Annotated in this window: 17 protein-coding genes; 4 read left to right on the forward strand and 13 right to left on the reverse strand. The window is 39.6% G+C overall.

The features are described from left to right. Nucleotides 1-27: 27 nt before the first annotated feature. Nucleotides 28-1152 carry a tRNA 2-thiouridine(34) synthase MnmA gene (gene mnmA, locus PHA78_RS12295; protein WP_029173413.1) on the reverse strand — a complete coding sequence of 375 codons (1125 nt, stop codon included), beginning with the start codon at nucleotides 1150-1152 and terminating at the stop codon, nucleotides 28-30. Between the two features lie 218 nt (nucleotides 1153-1370). Between mnmA and sdaAB the strand changes: the two genes are divergently transcribed. Both sdaAB and sdaAA read left to right on the forward strand, forming a co-directional pair. Continuing rightward, nucleotides 1371-2042 (forward strand): L-serine ammonia-lyase, iron-sulfur-dependent subunit beta, encoded by a 672-nt coding sequence (sdaAB, locus tag PHA78_RS12300; protein WP_029185739.1) that lies wholly within the window; start codon nucleotides 1371-1373, stop codon nucleotides 2040-2042. A 12-nt stretch (nucleotides 2043-2054) separates the two neighbouring features. After that, on the forward strand, nucleotides 2055-2927 hold the full coding sequence (sdaAA, locus tag PHA78_RS12305) for an L-serine ammonia-lyase, iron-sulfur-dependent, subunit alpha (protein ID WP_024381283.1): 873 nt from the start codon (nucleotides 2055-2057) through the stop codon (nucleotides 2925-2927). A gap of 307 nt (nucleotides 2928-3234) precedes the next feature. Here sdaAA and PHA78_RS12310 read toward each other — a convergent pair whose 3' ends face one another. The 11 genes from PHA78_RS12310 to yfmF form a co-directional block, all read right to left on the reverse strand. Beyond that, nucleotides 3235-3840 (reverse strand): hypothetical protein, encoded by a 606-nt coding sequence (locus tag PHA78_RS12310; RefSeq protein WP_257059927.1) that lies wholly within the window; start codon nucleotides 3838-3840, stop codon nucleotides 3235-3237. A 111-nt stretch (nucleotides 3841-3951) separates the two neighbouring features. Beyond that, on the reverse strand, nucleotides 3952-4620 hold the full coding sequence (locus tag PHA78_RS12315; RefSeq protein ID WP_002941832.1) for a response regulator transcription factor: 669 nt from the start codon (nucleotides 4618-4620) through the stop codon (nucleotides 3952-3954). Continuing rightward, entirely contained in the window at nucleotides 4617-5999 is a 1383-nt protein-coding gene (locus tag PHA78_RS12320; RefSeq protein ID WP_272158303.1) for a HAMP domain-containing sensor histidine kinase, read from the reverse strand. Before PHA78_RS12320 ends, PHA78_RS12315 begins: the two co-directional genes overlap by 4 nt. 121 nt (nucleotides 6000-6120) lie before the next feature. Further along, nucleotides 6121-6675, reverse strand: coding sequence for a LysM peptidoglycan-binding domain-containing protein (locus PHA78_RS12325; protein ID WP_222358312.1), 555 nt, complete (start codon nucleotides 6673-6675; stop codon nucleotides 6121-6123). Between the two features lie 131 nt (nucleotides 6676-6806). Next, nucleotides 6807-7601 carry an energy-coupling factor transporter transmembrane component T family protein gene (locus PHA78_RS12330; protein WP_172046687.1) on the reverse strand — a complete coding sequence of 265 codons (795 nt, stop codon included), beginning with the start codon at nucleotides 7599-7601 and terminating at the stop codon, nucleotides 6807-6809. Next, complete coding sequence (locus PHA78_RS12335; protein ID WP_002938195.1) at nucleotides 7594-8436, reverse strand: energy-coupling factor ABC transporter ATP-binding protein; 843 nt, start codon at nucleotides 8434-8436, stop codon at nucleotides 7594-7596. Before PHA78_RS12335 ends, PHA78_RS12330 begins: the two co-directional genes overlap by 8 nt. Beyond that, nucleotides 8412-9248: an energy-coupling factor ABC transporter ATP-binding protein gene (locus PHA78_RS12340; protein ID WP_002941820.1), complete on the reverse strand. Its 837-nt coding sequence runs from the start codon at nucleotides 9246-9248 to the stop codon at nucleotides 8412-8414. Before PHA78_RS12340 ends, PHA78_RS12335 begins: the two co-directional genes overlap by 25 nt. After that, nucleotides 9245-9784 (reverse strand): CDP-diacylglycerol--glycerol-3-phosphate 3-phosphatidyltransferase, encoded by a 540-nt coding sequence (pgsA, locus tag PHA78_RS12345; RefSeq protein WP_024375811.1) that lies wholly within the window; start codon nucleotides 9782-9784, stop codon nucleotides 9245-9247. Before pgsA ends, PHA78_RS12340 begins: the two co-directional genes overlap by 4 nt. Before the next feature lie 9 nt (nucleotides 9785-9793). Then, complete coding sequence (gene rodZ, locus PHA78_RS12350) at nucleotides 9794-10651, reverse strand: cytoskeleton protein RodZ (protein WP_099806533.1); 858 nt, start codon at nucleotides 10649-10651, stop codon at nucleotides 9794-9796. Between the two features lie 81 nt (nucleotides 10652-10732). Further along, nucleotides 10733-12016, reverse strand: coding sequence for an EF-P 5-aminopentanol modification-associated protein YfmH (gene yfmH, locus PHA78_RS12355; RefSeq protein ID WP_029175418.1), 1284 nt, complete (start codon nucleotides 12014-12016; stop codon nucleotides 10733-10735). Further along, nucleotides 12013-13266 carry an EF-P 5-aminopentanol modification-associated protein YfmF gene (gene yfmF, locus PHA78_RS12360; protein WP_024378801.1) on the reverse strand — a complete coding sequence of 418 codons (1254 nt, stop codon included), beginning with the start codon at nucleotides 13264-13266 and terminating at the stop codon, nucleotides 12013-12015. Before yfmF ends, yfmH begins: the two co-directional genes overlap by 4 nt. Before the next feature lie 73 nt (nucleotides 13267-13339). On the opposite strand from yfmF, the gene yaaA reads away from it, so the two are divergent. Then, nucleotides 13340-13723: a S4 domain-containing protein YaaA gene (yaaA, locus tag PHA78_RS12365; RefSeq protein ID WP_044682534.1), complete on the forward strand. Its 384-nt coding sequence runs from the start codon at nucleotides 13340-13342 to the stop codon at nucleotides 13721-13723. Between the two features lie 2 nt (nucleotides 13724-13725). Further along, nucleotides 13726-14820, forward strand: a complete 1095-nt coding sequence (recF, locus tag PHA78_RS12370) for a DNA replication/repair protein RecF (RefSeq protein WP_024418405.1) — start codon at nucleotides 13726-13728, stop codon at nucleotides 14818-14820. A gap of 270 nt (nucleotides 14821-15090) precedes the next feature. On the opposite strand, the gene guaB is transcribed toward recF, so the two are convergent. Next, nucleotides 15091-16572: an IMP dehydrogenase gene (gene guaB / locus PHA78_RS12375; protein ID WP_024378802.1), complete on the reverse strand. Its 1482-nt coding sequence runs from the start codon at nucleotides 16570-16572 to the stop codon at nucleotides 15091-15093. Nucleotides 16573-16797: the final 225 nt, after the last annotated feature.

Raw genomic sequence — 16797 nt, forward strand, 5'->3', positions numbered from 1 at the left:
ACGAGGGTGCTAAGCTTTTATTTTTGATTAAATATACTGACAAGCCTCTCCATCTTTATAGGCCATATCAATCATGCCACCGCCCAGACATTCTTGTCCGTCATAGAAAACAACGGCTTGTCCTGGTGTGATTGCTCGTTGTGGCTCGGCAAAGATGACTTCTGCCTTGTCACCTTTCACCTTGACAGTTACTTGACTATCTGGTTGACGGTAGCGGAACTTAGCTGTACACTCAAGTGTGAATTCTTCAGGCATATCACGTGTAAAGTGCACTTGACTCGCCTGTAAAGAAGTTGACATCAAGGAGTCATGATAGAAGCCTTGTCCGACATAGAGGATATTTTTTGACAGGTCTTTTCCGACAACAAACCAAGGCTCATTGTCCCCTCCGATTTGTCCTCCGATACCAAGCCCGCCCCGCTGACCAATGGTATAGTACATGAGGCCTGTATGCTCTCCCATGTCACGACCGTCAACGGTCATCATCCGACCGGGCTGGGCTGGCAAATACTGCCCTAAAAATTCTTTGAAGTTCTTTTCACCGATAAAGCAGATGCCTGTCGAGTCCTTCTTTTTAGCGGTCGCCAAGCCTGCTCGCTCTGCTATTTCCCTCACCTGAGGCTTTTGTAAATGGCCGAGCGGAAACATGGTTTTCTGTAGCTGCTCCTGTGATAGCTGACTGAGGAAATAGGTCTGGTCCTTACCATTGTCTGCCCCACGTAGCATGTGGACGGTGCCGTCCTCGTCGCGTGACACCTGAGCATAATGCCCCGTCGCCACATAGTCCGCACCCAAGTTCATAGCGTAATCCAAGAAAGCCTTGAACTTGATTTCCTTATTACACATGACATCTGGATTGGGTGTGCGTCCTGCCCGATACTCTGCTAGGAAGTACTCAAATACGCGGTCCCAGTACTCTTTTTCAAAGTTGACAGAGTAGTAAGGAATGCCGATTTGGTCTGCCACTGCAGCCACATCCTTGTAATCTTCTGTTGCTGTACAGAAGCCATTTTCATCCGTGTCGTCCCAGTTTTTCATGAAGATGCCGATCACATCGTAGCCCTGCTCCTTGAGCAAGAGAGCCGTAACCGATGAATCTACACCGCCACTCATACCGACAACAACACGGGTTTTAGAATTGTCAATTGACATAATCTTCTCCCATCTTTTCGTAGAAATAACGATTTGAAGGTCGTATTCCAAAATTTTTTCAAAAAACGATTTGAAGGTCGATTTTGAACAACTTGTATTATACCACACAAAAGGTAAGATCGACAGGAATTTGACATGGGAAAGCCCATTCATTTAGGCATATTCCCTGACTAGAAAATTTGGTATAATAAGGGTAAGAAAAAAATACGAGGCAAATTATGAGCAACTTAAAATTTCAATCGGTCTTTGATATTATCGGGCCTGTTATGATTGGACCATCTTCTAGTCACACAGCTGGTGCGGTCCGAATTGGGAAAATTGTGTCTTCCATCTTCGGCGATGAGCCGACAGAGGTTGAATTTCAACTTTACAACTCCTTTGCCAAAACCTATCGAGGACATGGCACCGATGTAGCCTTGGTGGCAGGTATTTTGGGTATGGATACGGATGACCCTCGTATCCCAGACTCTCTGGATATTGCTCGGGAGCGTGGTATTAAGGTTTACTGGCGTGTCAACAAGGACAGTAATACCCCACATCCCAATACCACTCGAATCATCATAAAAAATGATAAGAAGTCTATCTCGGCAACGGGCGTTTCGATTGGTGGGGGGAATATCCAAGTGACCGAGCTTAATGGTTTCTCTGTCAACCTCAATATGAACACGCCGACAATTATCATCGTTCACCAAGATGTTCCAGGTATGATTGCCAAGGTAACTGACATCTTATCAAAATACAATATCAATATTGCTCAAATGAATGTGACACGTGAACAAGCTGGCGAAAAAGCCATTATGATTATTGAAATCGATGCCCGCCAATGTGAAAATTCCATCGCAGAGATTGAAAAAATTCCACACCTGCACAATGTAACCTTCTTCAACTAGAAAGAGAAAGACATGTTTTATACTATAGAAGAATTAGTTCAGCAAGCAGACAACTTTTCTGGCAATGTAGCTGAACTCATGATTGCGACTGAAATTGAATTGACAGGACGTAGCCGTGAAGAAATATTGACAATCATGTCAAGAAACTTGACAGTTATGAAAGCCTCCATCGTAGATGGACTAACTGAAAGCAAATCCGTATCTGGTTTAACAGGAGGCGATGCTGCCAAGTTAGATGCCTATATGAAATCTGGTAAAACCCTGTCAGATTCCGCTGTCCTATCCGCCGCAAGAAATGCCATGGCCGTTAATGAATTGAATGCCAAAATGGGCTTAGTCTGTGCCACTCCCACTGCTGGATCTGCTGGCTGTCTACCAGCTGTGCTAGGAGTTGCTATTGAAAAGCTCAATTTGACAGAAGAACAGCAACTTGACTTCCTATTTACAGCTGGAGCCTTTGGACTAGTTATCGCCAACAACGCCTCCATCTCAGGTGCAGAAGGAGGCTGTCAGGCAGAAGTCGGATCTGCCTCTGCTATGTCTGCCGCAGCCCTGACACTGGCAGCAGGTGGAACTCCCTACCAAGCCAGCCAAGCCATCTGCTTTGTCATCAAAAATATGCTGGGTCTGATTTGCGATCCCGTCGCTGGTCTGGTAGAAGTCCCTTGTGTCAAACGTAATGCAATGGGAGCAAGCTACGCCATGGTAGCTGCTGATATGGCACTGGCAGGAATTGAATCAAAAATTCCTGTAGATGAGGTTATCAATGCCATGTACCAAGTTGGCTCTGCCCTACCAACTGCCTTCCGTGAAACTGCCGAAGGTGGCCTTGCAGCTACACCGACGGGTCGTCGCCTGGCTCAAGAAATTTTTGGGGAAGATTGACAAGGTTGTAAACGAAAGAGGCTGGGCAAAAAGCCCAGCACCGCTTCTCAACGTTAGTGTCAACATCTCAGCGCAGTGGTTGATTGGCAGATTTGTTCGTGTTTTACACTCCAAATCTGACCATTACGACTGTTGCGAACAAAGTTCGCTCTATTTCCAACCTCAAAAGGTTCACTGAACCTTTTGAGCTGTGCGGGGGTGGGAGTGAAACAGTCTGGGGATAGACTGTTTCAGCTCAACAACTGGAAATAAGGACTTGTTGACGAACTCTTCTATGAATGGTCGAGTTCTTTCCCACTCCCTTTTCTTATTGTTTGATGAAAGTGAGTTTATCTAGAGTTGTATCATTGGCATCAATTTCTATCAAAGTAAGAGTTGGACCATTCAATGTATAACTATCTGCTTCACCGTCAATATAGGCAAGTTTTTTATCTAAATCAAAGATAACTTGTTCAATATCTTGATCTCCGTCTTTGTCAACTTCTGTCAAGGTTGCTTGATTCCCTTTTACAGTCAACGTGTAGGTGGCATTTCCAGATGGTGCTGTATAAGTACCATCTAGCTCAGAGGTGTCAACTAACTTTACACCGTAACTTGTTGCTAGTTGACTAGCAGAAGTTGTATTTACTGATGAGGCTGATGATGCATTAGCTTGTGCTATTACCTGTTGATTGTCATCATCATCTGCAATTCCAACTTGTCGCTCAATTTGATCTCCTAATGCCTCTAGTTTATTTTCATAAACTTCTGCTGCGACAAAACCAGCCGTCACAAGTGCCAAGGCACCTACCGACAATAAGATAATCGATTTCTTACTCATGCCTGTAACCTTCTGTTTGACTGATTCCCAGACACCTGTTTTCTTATTTTCTGCCACTTCAATAATTTCTTGTTGTTGATTGTTATTTTCCATTTTGTCCTCTTTTTAACTTGTTTTCTTCAGCTCTTGCTGATAAGTCTATTATAGAGGATAGGTTTTAACACTTTAGAGAAACTTTCTAAACAAATTCTAAACACTTATAAATTAATCATTAAGACGATAGCCTGCTCCCCAGACAGTCTCAATCAAATCTGCTCCCAATTTATCTCGGAGCCGATTGACATGAACAGCAACTGTCGCACTATCTCCAACATAGTCATATCCCCAAATGGTTTCAAACAAGTGATCTTTAGAGAATACTCGGTTAGGGTGTTTTGCTAAATAAACCAGCAATTCAAATTCACGATTGGGCAATTTGATTTCCTGACCATCCAAAGTCACCTTCCAATTATCCAAGAAAATAGTCATATTCCCAACTGTTAATTCATTCTGATCATTATCCTTTTGAAAACGCTGGTAGCGAGCCAAATGAGCTTTTACACGCGCCACCAGTTCCATAGGATCAAAAGGCTTACTGATATAGTCGTCTGCTCCCAAGCCCAAGCCTCTCACCACGTCCATGGTTTCTTGCTTGGATGTAACCATCAAAATAGGGAAATCCACCTTATCCCGTAAATCACGACAAAGATCGTAGCCAGTTTTATTTGGGAGCATGACATCCAGCATTAAAAGAGCATAATCCTCTTTTTTGAGTTGGTCCTCTACAAGACCACCGTCATGTACCAAATCTACTTGGTAGCCCTGCATTTCCAGATAATCTCGCTCCAAATAAGCAATCTCTACATCGTCTTCTGCGATTAAAATCCGTGTCATTTCATATCCTTTCTAGGTAGTCTAAAGATATATCGAAGACCTGGAGTTGCCTCAACAGATACCTGGCCATCCAGTCTCTCCATAATATTTTTTACAATCGCTAACCCCAGACTATGGCCTTCTACTTGCTGTCTGGTATCGTCTGCCCTGTAAAATTCTTCAAAAATCAAGTCAAATCTATTCTTTTCTACACCTTTTCCGTTATCTGTAAAAGTCCGAACAACTTCTTGCTCCTGCATTTGTCCAGTAATACTGATTATCAAGGGCTTTACAGCGGCATATTTTCGTGCATTGTCCACCAGATTATCTAGAATTCTACGAAATTGAATTGGGTCAATCTCAACTGGTAATCCATCCGATACTTCCAAACTAAACCGAATGTCCTCATCTACTAATTCCTCAGTTTTCTCGCTTACATAGGACTGTAAAAAGATAGCCAAATCAAGCTGGACTTTATCAAATGGCATTTTATCTGTCTGCAATTGTGAAAAAGCAAATAATTTTTCCAGTAATTTCTCCATCACCTGAGATTTTTGATAGATAACAGTCAAATACTGATTACGTTTTTCGTCCGTATTGGCAATACCATCCAAAATTCCCTTGGCATAACCTTTGATAGAAGTCAAGGGAGTCCGTAAATCATGCGAAATATCTGCGACCATCTGGGTTCGATTTTGTTCATACAGTCGATTTTTCTCACGGGCATCTAACAAAGAAGTCTGCATTTGATTGAACCCTTGGGTCAATTCTTCAAATTCCTTATCTCCCTGATAGGTCAAAGGCACTGTATAATCTCCCTGCTGGATACGCTCTACACCGCTATGCAATTCATCCAAAGGCCGCATAACAACACCTAAGAGACGGCGAGTAAAGAAGAAGTTAAGCATCACTACGACCACGATACCTATTCCACCAACTAACAAAAGCTGTATCAGGAAGGCTTGAAATTCTTGGCTTTCTTGCTGGTCTTCAAAATCTTCTAACAAGGCATATAAATAATAAACTTGCCCATCCGTGGCGAGTTTACGGCTAATCACAATTTCTCCATCTACATAGGAGGTGTGAGTGGTTGATGATACTGTCACTCCCAATATCTCATCCACATCATCTTTCAGATTTGAAAAGACAGCCTCACCATTACTTTCTACATAGAGTCGTGCATCATTCGATGCTAACTCATCTGCCAATACTGCAAAATCTGATCCCGAAAACTTTTCCAAACTCTGTTGACTACTTGATGTCTTCTGGCTAGTGGACTGCCATGTTTCTTGGTTACGATAAATACTATTAACCACATAAACACTTACCCCCAGCATCGCAACCAAGGAAAAAATAAGCATGATCATATTTAATCGAAAAATTCGTTTTTGTAATTTCATAGTTCTTCTTTTCTAGTCAATTTTTTCACAATTATAAACAAAACAACCCTATCTGTAAAGCTAGACAACTTTCAACAATAGAAAAAAGTCTAGCATCGTGCTAGACCTCTTCTAATTTATCTTAGTACCAACCATTTACCAACCAGAAAGCCTTGGCTGCAGACCATGAACCATAGCGACTAGCAACATAAGCATCTGCTACACGCTCTTGGTTTTCTGGTGAGTAATCACCATTCAAGTAAGTATTTGTCAACTGGTAACGACCAATGTAGATACCGTTACGGGCATCATAGCTACCGCTTGATTCCTTCATTGCAATCCATTCTTTTGCTGCTGCATCTTCAGCACTCAAGTTTGAAGAATAGGTGCTAGTTGTTGCTGTTGCAGTAGAAGTTGATGATGATTGAGTTTGTTCAACTGAACTCTCTACTGCCTTCACTGTCACATCACCCAATTCGATAACTTGACCGACATGGATAAAATCTAAGTTGGTAATCTTATTCTGCTCTGCTAATTTTTCAACAGTAGTATTGTATGTTTCAGCAATTTCAGACAGGGTATCACCAGACTTTACAGTATAGGTTTCTGCACTGACTACACCCGCAGTCAAAAGGGAGATTCCCGCTACCAAACCAGCAATAGTTGTTTTTAAGTTTTTCTTTAATGTAATGTTCATAATAGTCACATTCCTTTCTGTCATGTGTCTATCATACCCTCTAACTATTACTTAGACTTTGTGAAATTGTTACAAATATTACAGACAAATTGAGATTAGACAATAAAAACGCTATTTCTAGCGTTTTTTACTCATTTTTTCAATATAAATAAGAGTCCGGCTAAAGCTAACATACCTAAAATTGCTAACGTATCTGCTAACTTCCATTCCAAAATCCGGTACTTGGTTCTCCCATCTCCGCCTTGATACCCACGCGCCTCCATCGCCGTTGCAAGAGCATCTGCCCTCTTAAAACTTGATGCGAATAACGGAATCAAAATAGGAATAACTGACTTTACCTTCTGAATAAGATTTCCCTCATTAAAGTCCACTCCACGAGCTCTCTGAGCATTCATAATCCGAGTGGTATCATCCATCAAGGTCGGTACAAAACGCAAGCTCATGGACAACATCAAACCAATTTCATGCACAGGAACTTTAAATTTCTTCAAAGGTGCAAGCCCCGACTCAATACCATCAGCCAAGCTAAGCGGTGTCGTCGTCAAGGTCAATAGGGTTGAGAAGAAAATAATCAAAACAAAGCGAACAAAAATAATCGCCGCCTGTTGCAACCCTTCTACAGATAATTTAAAAATCCAAAATTCCCATAGAATGGTCGCTCCAGGTGTAAAGAAAACCTGGAAGAAAGTTGTAAATAGAATAATTCCTATCATCGGTTTCAAACCATTAATAAAAAATGATAAGCGAATACGAGATAAAACAACCATTCCTAAAACAAATGCTATCAACAAGGCATTGGTGACCAAATTATTGGCCCAAAAAATCATCAATAGAAATCCAAACATTGCTAAAAGCTTACTTCTTGGATCCAAACGATGAATAATTGAATCCCCAGGAATATAGCGACCTAAAATTAATTTATCCATGTGTCACCATCCCCGTAAATTCTTCAATTGTAATAGGAAGACGTTCAAATACAAAGCCTCTTCTCTCCAAATTAGCTGCAAACTTAGTAATCTTAGGCACTCCCAACTGAATACTCTCTAAAAAATCTACCTCTTGAAAAATATCGACTGGTTTACCAGAACGGACCAGCTTTCCCTTTTCCATAATGTAAACAAAATCAGCATAGTTAGCCACATCGTCCATCAAATGAGTTACCAAAACGATTGTCATGCCTGATTCATGAAGCTTTTTGAAAATATCCATCAATTCCTGACGACCCGCAGGATCCAATCCAGCCGTTGGTTCATCCAAAACTAAGATACTTGGTTCCATTGCTAGGATCCCAGCAATAGCTACCCGACGCATTTGACCACCAGATAGTTCAAAAGGACTACGCTCAAACAAGCTTTCATCAATTCCAACCAAGGCCAACTTTTCACGCGCAATCGTTTCAGCCTCTTCCTGAGAAACTCCGAAATTTTGTGGACCAAAAGCAACATCTTTCAAAACTGTCTCATCAAACACTTGACTTTCAGGAAATTGGAACACCAGCCCAACTTTCTTCCTGACTTGCTTAATATCCTTATTTTCAGACGTCGCTGTAATCACAACATCATCAATGACTACTCTTCCTTCTGTTGGTACATTTAATCCATTCAAAAGTTGTAAAATCGTTGATTTACCCGAACCCGTATGCCCAATAAGGGCCGTGTAAGAGCCATCAACAATCTCCAAATCCACACCAAAAAGCGCACGCCCCTCAAAAGGAGTGCCAGCTTGATAGGTATAGCTTACTTCTTGGAGATCAATTCCCATAAAGTTTCCTCTAATTCTTCCTCTGTAAAATAGCGGAGCGGTAAATCGAGTCCAGTTTGGCGCAAAGATGAAGCCAGTTCTGTCGTAAACGGTCTATCCAAGTCTAAATCTACCAAATCTTCTCGCATAAATAATTCATTTGGAGTGCTAATTGATTCAACCTGTCCATTTTTCATCACGATAACTCGATCACTCAATGCAACCTCATCCAAATCATGTGTTATAGAGATAACCGTCATACCATGACGCTCCTTAATTTCACGGACAATCTTAATCAAGTCGAGACGACCTTCTGGATCCAACATAGACGTAGCCTCATCCAAAATAATAATTTTTGGACGTAAGGCAACCACTCCAGCAATCGCCACCCTCTGCTTCTGACCACCAGATAAACGAGCAGGCTCACGTGTTTTGAAATCAGTCATTCCAACCAATTCCAAAGCTTCGTCAACTCGACTACGCATCTCCTCCAAAGGGATTCCCTGATTCTCTAAACCAAATGCAACATCATCTTCAACTGTAGCGCCTACAAATTGGTTATCTGGATTTTGAAAAACCATACCAATCAAGCGTCGCTTATCCCATACATTATCAATGGTTAAGGCATCACCGTCAATATAAATATCACCGGATTCAGCTTCCAACAAACCATCAATCAAACGAACTGTTGTTGATTTACCCGAACCATTATGTCCAATAATAGACAACCATTCTCCCTGTTTCACGTGAAACGAGACATCATTTAGAGTATATTGCTCATCCTCTTGGTTGTATTTATATTTTAAATTTTTTACTTCAATAATATTCATCATTTAAATGTATCTTTAAACAAGAAGGACGCACCCTTGAAATAATCATAACCTGAATATAGGGTGAAGAAAAGTGCAATATAGAGTGTTATTTGCCCCACGACGTTCCAGTGTAAGAGCAGGAAAATCACTGAAAACATCTGTGAAAATGTTTTAATTTTTCCCGGCATAGCCGCAGCTAGAACTGTTCCTCCATTTTCCACCAAGAGTAGACGAAGACCTGTCACTGCCAATTCACGACAAATAATAATTGCAACTACCCAAGCTGGAGCAAAGCCAAGCTCTACAAGCATGATAAATGCTGTCATCACCAAAATCTTATCTGCCATCGGATCCGCAAATTTTCCAAAGTTTGTTACAACCTGCCATTTACGAGCCAAGTAGCCGTCTAGATAATCCGTAATACTAGCTAATGCAAAAATAAGTGCTGCTAAGACATGACTAATTGTTGAATCCCAAACGGTCAGTAACAAGATAAAAATTGGAATTACCAAGATCCTACCTATCGTCAATGCATTGGGAATATTTTCTTTTTTCATATAAAACCTTTATTGTCCAAAATTTATTGTAATTGAGCCTGTATCTGCTGTCAAGGCTGATAGATCTAGCTTTTTACCACCTACAGTTACCTCTACTCCTTTGACAACACCAAGAACAAGTGTAGTAGAAGTCACTCCTTCTTCAATAGTAGTAGTTACTGTCGGATTATCAGGTGTTAGTGTAACACCCCCCTCTAACAAGGTGTCAGAAAGGCTGATCCAACTCGTTGTATTTTTTGCTGTTACAGTTACTTCTACTGGATAATTCACTGTTTTAAGGGTCGCAACAATGTTAGAACCTGATCCTGAAATAGTCACATTTTCTGTAGCGGAACTACTTGAACTCGTTGAATTTGACTGCGCCTGCTCAGTAGAACTCGTCTCTGTACCACTACTTGCTTCAGATACAGATTGCTCAACTATACTATATGATGTTGTAGTAGGCGTAATAGATGCTCTATTTTGAAGCCTGCTATGAACAATATAAGTCACAAAAATAATAATCAAACCCGTCGCGAGTAATAAGTAAATCAACGGAAGATATGAGTTCTTTTTACGTTTACGAACCTTATAGCTTCTTTTCAATTCTGAAGATCGTAGTTCTTCTTCTCCATCTTCATAATATTTCACTAAACTATTGGTCTCGTAAGCATCCAGTAGAACATCTGCATCTAATTCCAAAGCCTCAGCATATGCTTTTAAAATAGACTGAACATCATCTGAGTTTGCAATAAAATCAAAATCATTGTACTCAAGTGCCTGCAAATATTTAGCTTGGATTTTTGTTATCCGTTGCAAATCAACGAATGTCCAACCCCGTCCTTCTCTGGCTGTTCTAAGTACTTCCCCTATACTCTTTTGTCTCATAATACCCTCTCTCTATCGCTCATCATGTACAGTATACTATTCTAACAAAATTCCAAGGAAATTTCGACGGGTTGCGCCCACTTATTTTGGAAAAATCGTGAAATCTGTCATATCACAGTGATCAATAAAGCGACGACCTGCCTCTCTGATGTCATCTAACTGAAGACTTTGTATCATTTGAGGTATATCAAAAACATTTTCATATTCTGAATACTGAGAAACAAAGTGACTAGCTGTAAACTCAAGAGAATTCAAGCTACGAATAAAATCTCCATACATCTCGTTTTTCAACAATTGTAAATGATCCTCTGTCACATCTGCATCATCCTCAAATTTCCTAAGTGCTTTCATCAGTATACTAGAAAGCGTAATGGGTTCTTGAGTATCGCCCGAGATAATCAAATAGTGGTATTCAGGTGTAACCTCTAATTGGAACTGGAAAGAAGAATCAATTTTTCCCTGCTCGTATAACTGTTGATAGCGTTTTGAAGTCCAACCAAACAACATGGCAAATAAAAATTGTAAACTAAGCCGATATTTCTGAATAGTCTCCTTATCAACCTCGTCATTTCCCCGTAAACCAACAGCCAATTTTGGGGTAGATACTTCAAATTGCTCTGAGAGATGTTCCTGTATCGGCAACTTTTGGACACCTGCCAATTCAAACGACTGAGCTGGATTATCCATCTGAGCTACTTGATAACTTGAAATTTGTTTCCAAACTGCCTCTAAATCAAAATTACCAATAACGAATAAATTCATGTTACTTGGATGATAAAACACATCAAAATTCTCATGTAAATCATCCGCAGTAATTGCAGCAATTGATTCAACTGTCCCTGCTATATCATAGGCCAAAGGACTTTCTGGATAAAGTGATGATAGAATTCCCGTAAACAAGCGATAATCTGCATCATCTTGATACATCTCGATTTCTTGTTCAATAATCCCCTGTTCTCTTTTTACATTGTCTTCTGTAAAATACGGTTCTCGAACAAAAGATTGTAAAAGTGATAGAGACTCCAACACTTTCTGAGTCGTTGAAAATAAGTAACTAGTCTGTCTAAAACTGGTATAAGCATTTGCGCTTGCTCCCAATTTAGCAAACTCATTCATAATATCCTCTTCATTCTCAGTTTCAAACAGCTTATGTTCTAAAAAATGTGCAATCCCTGCAGGATAAACAACACTATTACCATTAGCCAATGTAAATCGAGTATGAATACCCCCAAAATTTGTCGTTAGAATTCCATATGTCTCATGGAAATCGACTTTAGGAAGTAAAATAACTGTCAACCCATTGTCAACTTTCCCATAAAAGACAGATTCTTTCATGTAAGGATACTTCTTCTCAACTAACTTCATTCTTCTGTCCCCTCCATAAAGTAAACAGCCTGTAAATTAATCATCTGTCCTACTCGAATGACATCGTCTATTGATACCGATTTGATAGCCTCAATCCAATCTAACCAACTTAAATTTCTATTTCCTAAGGTAACTTGATTATATACTTGTTCTATCAAATTATTCTGCCTATCTTGAGCCAAGGTTGCTGAATGAATCAACATGTTTTTTGTCAACTCTAATTCTTCTTCTGTAAACTTACCACATTTTAAATCAAGTAGTTGTTTACTAATTAACTTCATTACCCTGAGTCTATTTTCACGGCTAATTCCAGCATAGACCTTCAGCATTCCTGAAAAAATAGAGACCTGACTTCCAATTGTATAGGCCAAACTTTCTTTCTCACGAACATTCATAAATAATTTCGAATGGGAGAAAGCACCTAGTAGACCATTAAATACCATCAAAGCTGGATAGTTTACATCGTTGTAAACCACTTGTAAATGATATGCCAATTCTAAAATGGACTGCCTTGCCTGTTTACGCTCGATTTTTTCTTGCGTGATGTTTGAGTATTCCTGATGATATTCTAACTCTAATTTTGGTTTTCTATAAGTAAAACCAAAATCTTCAAGTTTTCTTTTGACTTGTTCTCTGTCAACCTTCCCTAAGACAAATATATCAATTTTATCCATACGCAACATATTCCGATAAATCTGAAAGGTTGATTCTGCTGTTTCTTTTTCAACCAAATCAAGCCTACCGACGCGTGGAATTTGAAGAGAGGGATCTTTATAAAAAAGCTTACTCATTTCAACATCTGCATGATAAAAATTATCTTCTATCTCTGACTGAAGAAAATTGATTAAATTCGTTTTTTCCACCTCGAAAATCTGGCTATCAAATCCTCGTCCCTTTTTCAGTGGTCTAAATATACATGTGTATAAAAAATCAAGAATCTCTACTGTAATATCCTCATTTTCTGGCAAGTGACGAGGACTGACATATGAAATTGTCACATCTATACAGTGCACCCTACCACGTTTCGAAACTGAGGTCGAGAACTGAGCACCATACAATTCTGCCAATCTTCTCCGAACAGCCTGAGCAGTCTGAAATTCTTGGTTACCCATTTCAAAAATATTTGCAACTAACACACGACCAGCAACTGTAGCCTCACTCATTTCAGCTGCAAAGCGAATACGTATACGATTTGTCGTAAACTGATCTGTATCAATAAAATGAAGATCTACTCCCTCTTGTAATTTCATCGTCTTCCTCTTTCAAACATTGTACCTTCCATTATACCATTTTGTGATATAATATTCTGTAACGAGGTGACTTATGGAATTTAAATTATTTGATGACTACATCACATTACAAGCATTGTTAAAAACGACTGGTATTCTCCATTCAGGAGGTGCCATTAAAGGTTTCTTAGAAGAAAATACCATTCTTTTCAATGGAGAGGATGAAAAAAGACGCGGTAAAAAAATCCGTGTCGGAGATGTTATCACACTCCCAGACCACAACACCAGCATCACAATCGTCGCTCCTAGTGCAGAGGAAATCAAACAGCACCAAGAGGATCAAGCTGAAAAAGAACGTGTGGCTGCAATCGTTAAAAAGTTAAATCAAGAAAATAAAAAGAATAAGAAACAGGTAAAAACTCCTAAAAAAGCAACTAAAAATACTGAAAGAAAACCTGTTCGTTTCCCTGGTATATAGACATGTGGCTAGAACGATTAGAGTTACAACATTTTCGCAATTACAACCAATTAGATATTGAGTTCCACAAAGGGCTCAATGTCTTTTTAGGCGAAAACGCCCAAGGAAAAACCAATATTCTAGAATCTATCTATGTTTTAGCCTTAACACGAAGTCATCGAACACGGACAGATAAGGACCTACTACAGTTTCAAGAAAAGGAATTATCTATTTCTGGTTTACTCCATCGCACAAGCGGTAAAGTTCCCCTTGACATTCACTTGACAGACAAGGGGCGAGTGACCAAGGTCAACCATCTCAAACAAGCCAAGCTTTCCAACTATATCGGCCACATGAATGTTGTTCTCTTCGCCCCTGAAGATTTACAGCTGATAAAAGGTGCGCCTGCTTTGAGAAGAAAGTTCATCGATGTCGAGCTAGGGCAAATCAAACCACTCTATCTTGCTGACTTGACTAACTACAATCATACTCTCAAGCAACGCAATGCCTATCTAAAATCCACTGATAAGATCGACGAAACCTTTCTATCAGTACTTGATCACCAGCTTGCTGAATTCGGCAGTCGAGTTATTCAACACAGGCTTGATTTCCTTAAAAAACTAGAGAGATTTGGGAACAAAAAAGTTCAGGAAATCTCTGATCAAAAAGAAGAATTGACCATCGAATATCAATCCTCTATAAACTTTACAAATACTGACAACTTAATTGACAATTTCTTGACAGAACTCGAAAAATGCCGTAAACGTGATTTATTTAAGAAAAATACAGGAGTTGGACCACATCGAGATGATGTAGCTTTCTTTATAAATGGAATGAATGCCCATTATGGTAGCCAAGGTCAGCACCGCAGTCTCGTTCTGTCACTCAAACTGGCTGAAATTGAGCTGATGAAGGAGGTCACACGAGAATACCCAATTCTACTCTTAGATGATGTTATGAGTGAGCTGGATAATAATCGTCAAATCAAACTACTAGAAACTATTACAGATACGATTCAAACATTTATTACAACGACATCTTTAGACCATTTACATAAGCTACCTGATAATTTAAAAATCTTCCATATTGAGTCTGGTAAGGTTACTGAGTCAGAATAAGATTGTTTACACTGTTGTCAATAAAATTTACAAAAAAGTAAAGACCCTGTCAAGAGGGTCTTGCAGAACGTAGACAAACTCCTAAAAATATAAAAAATTGAAGAAGTTTGCGGAAGATAGCAAGTTATTAAACTCTTAGAAATATTGATATTTCGGCGTTTCTGAGAGTTTTTTTATTTTCAACATAAAGAAAAAAGATTGAAGAAAATTATCCAAAATGGACTTTTTCTTCAATCTGAAAGACCCTGTCAACAGGGTCTTGTTTTTGTTTTACTGAACTGAATAGTTTGGAGCTTCGTTTGTGATTTGAACATCGTGTGGATGGCTTTCTTTCAAACCAGCACCTGACATTTCGATGAATTGAGCATTTTCATGCAATTCAGTCAAGTTACCAGCACCTACATAGCCCATACCTGAGCGAAGTCCACCAACCATTTGGAAAATCATATCTGCAACAGAACCTTTATAGGCTACGCGACCTTCAATTCCTTCTGGAACCAACTTGTTAGCTTCATTGACAGATGCTTGGAAGTAACGGTCTTTTGAACCTTGTTTCATGGCAGCAATAGAGCCCATACCGCGATAGGTCTTGAACTTACGACCTTGGAAGATTTCTGTCTCACCTGGTGCTTCATCAGTTCCTGCAAACATAGAACCAAGCATAACGGCATGACCACCAGCGGCAAGTGCCTTGACAATATCTCCAGAATATTTGATACCACCATCAGCGATAATCGTTTTACCATATTCACGCGCAACACCAGCGGCATCATAGATAGCTGTCACTTGTGGTACACCGACACCTGCGATGACACGTGTTGTACAGATTGAACCTGGTCCAATACCGACCTTCACAACATCAACACCAGCTTCATAAAGAGCACGAGCTCCTTCAGCTGTGGCAATATTACCTGCAATCAAGGTACGAGTTGGGAAGTGTTCACGAATTTCTTTAATCTTGCGAAGAACGCCTGCTGAGTGACCGTGAGCTGTATCGATGACAATCGCGTCTGCACCCGCTTCAAAAAGGGCTTCTGCACGTTCAAAAGTATCAGATGTAACACCAACAGCACCCGCAACCAAAAGACGACCAAATTCATCTTTTGCTGCATTTGGGAACTCAATCACTTTCTCAATATCTTTGATGGTAATCAAACCTGACAAACGACCATTTTCATCAACCAATGGCAATTTTTCAATACGATGCTTGTGAAGAATAGACTCCGCAGTCGCAAGATCTGTTCCAACTGGCGCTGTCACCAATTCATCGCTTGTCATGTTGGTCGAAATTGGCTGTGAGTAATCTGAAATGAAACGCATATCGCGGTTGGTGATAATACCGACCAACTTACGATTTTCTAATGTTTCAACGATTGGCACACCGGAAATACGATAAGTAGCCATCAATTTCTCAGCTTCAGCAATGGTGTGTTCTGGTGTTAAGAAGAATGGATCGATAATGACACCATTTTCAGAACGTTTTACCTTACGCACCTCATCAGCCTGCTCCGCGATAGACATGTTCTTATGGATGACGCCCAAACCACCTGCACGCGCCATAGCGATAGCCATTTTGCTATCTGTTACTGTATCCATGGCAGCAGAAATAATCGGAAGATTAAGGGTCAAATTTGGTGCTAATTGTGTTTTTAAATCAATATCATGTGGCAATACATGACTTTCAGCCGGAATAAGTAATACATCATCAAAGGTAAAGCCTTTTTTCAAAAATTTAGTGTCCCAGTTTGACATTTTCTTCCTCTTTTCTTTTTTGTTACTAGCTATCGCTATAATTATTTTATTTATGATAACATTTTGAAATCATTTGTCAATTATTATTCGCTTTAAAATAAGTAATGATAAAAATTCAGAAAATTCTTTACTACTTTCTTTTAGAAAATCGAACGTTTGTTTTTTACTTTATTATAAAACAAATAAAAAAAGCAACGTTTTTATGACATTGCTCTTTTATTGTTA

The organism is Streptococcus sp. HN38 (assembly GCF_028335765.1).
GTDB classification, from domain to species: Bacteria; Bacillota; Bacilli; order Lactobacillales; family Streptococcaceae; genus Streptococcus; species Streptococcus suis_P.

Excerpts from the sequence above, each read along its gene's own strand:
- PHA78_RS12315 (WP_002941832.1), bottom strand. The coding sequence starts at position 4,620 with ATGACACGGATTTTAATCGCAGAAGACGATGTAGAGATTGCTTATTTG.
- yfmH (WP_029175418.1), bottom strand. The coding sequence starts at position 12,016 with ATGAAGTTAGTTGAGAAGAAGTATCCTTACATGAAAGAATCTGTCTTT.
- PHA78_RS12335 (WP_002938195.1), bottom strand. The coding sequence starts at position 8,436 with ATGGGAATTGATCTCCAAGAAGTAAGCTATACCTATCAAGCTGGCACT.
- PHA78_RS12320 (WP_272158303.1), bottom strand. The coding sequence starts at position 5,999 with ATGAAATTACAAAAACGAATTTTTCGATTAAATATGATCATGCTTATT.
- PHA78_RS12330 (WP_172046687.1), bottom strand. The coding sequence starts at position 7,601 with ATGGATAAATTAATTTTAGGTCGCTATATTCCTGGGGATTCAATTATT.
- PHA78_RS12310 (WP_257059927.1), bottom strand. The coding sequence starts at position 3,840 with ATGGAAAATAACAATCAACAACAAGAAATTATTGAAGTGGCAGAAAAT.
- rodZ (WP_099806533.1), bottom strand. The coding sequence starts at position 10,651 with ATGAGACAAAAGAGTATAGGGGAAGTACTTAGAACAGCCAGAGAAGGA.
- sdaAB (WP_029185739.1), top strand. The coding sequence starts at position 1,371 with ATGAGCAACTTAAAATTTCAATCGGTCTTTGATATTATCGGGCCTGTT.
- pgsA (WP_024375811.1), bottom strand. The coding sequence starts at position 9,784 with ATGAAAAAAGAAAATATTCCCAATGCATTGACGATAGGTAGGATCTTG.
- sdaAA (WP_024381283.1), top strand. The coding sequence starts at position 2,055 with ATGTTTTATACTATAGAAGAATTAGTTCAGCAAGCAGACAACTTTTCT.
- PHA78_RS12325 (WP_222358312.1), bottom strand. The coding sequence starts at position 6,675 with ATGAACATTACATTAAAGAAAAACTTAAAAACAACTATTGCTGGTTTG.
- guaB (WP_024378802.1), bottom strand. The coding sequence starts at position 16,572 with ATGTCAAACTGGGACACTAAATTTTTGAAAAAAGGCTTTACCTTTGAT.
- yaaA (WP_044682534.1), top strand. The coding sequence starts at position 13,340 with ATGGAATTTAAATTATTTGATGACTACATCACATTACAAGCATTGTTA.
- yfmF (WP_024378801.1), bottom strand. The coding sequence starts at position 13,266 with ATGAAATTACAAGAGGGAGTAGATCTTCATTTTATTGATACAGATCAG.
- PHA78_RS12340 (WP_002941820.1), bottom strand. The coding sequence starts at position 9,248 with ATGATGAATATTATTGAAGTAAAAAATTTAAAATATAAATACAACCAA.
- recF (WP_024418405.1), top strand. The coding sequence starts at position 13,726 with ATGTGGCTAGAACGATTAGAGTTACAACATTTTCGCAATTACAACCAA.
- mnmA (WP_029173413.1), bottom strand. The coding sequence starts at position 1,152 with ATGTCAATTGACAATTCTAAAACCCGTGTTGTTGTCGGTATGAGTGGC.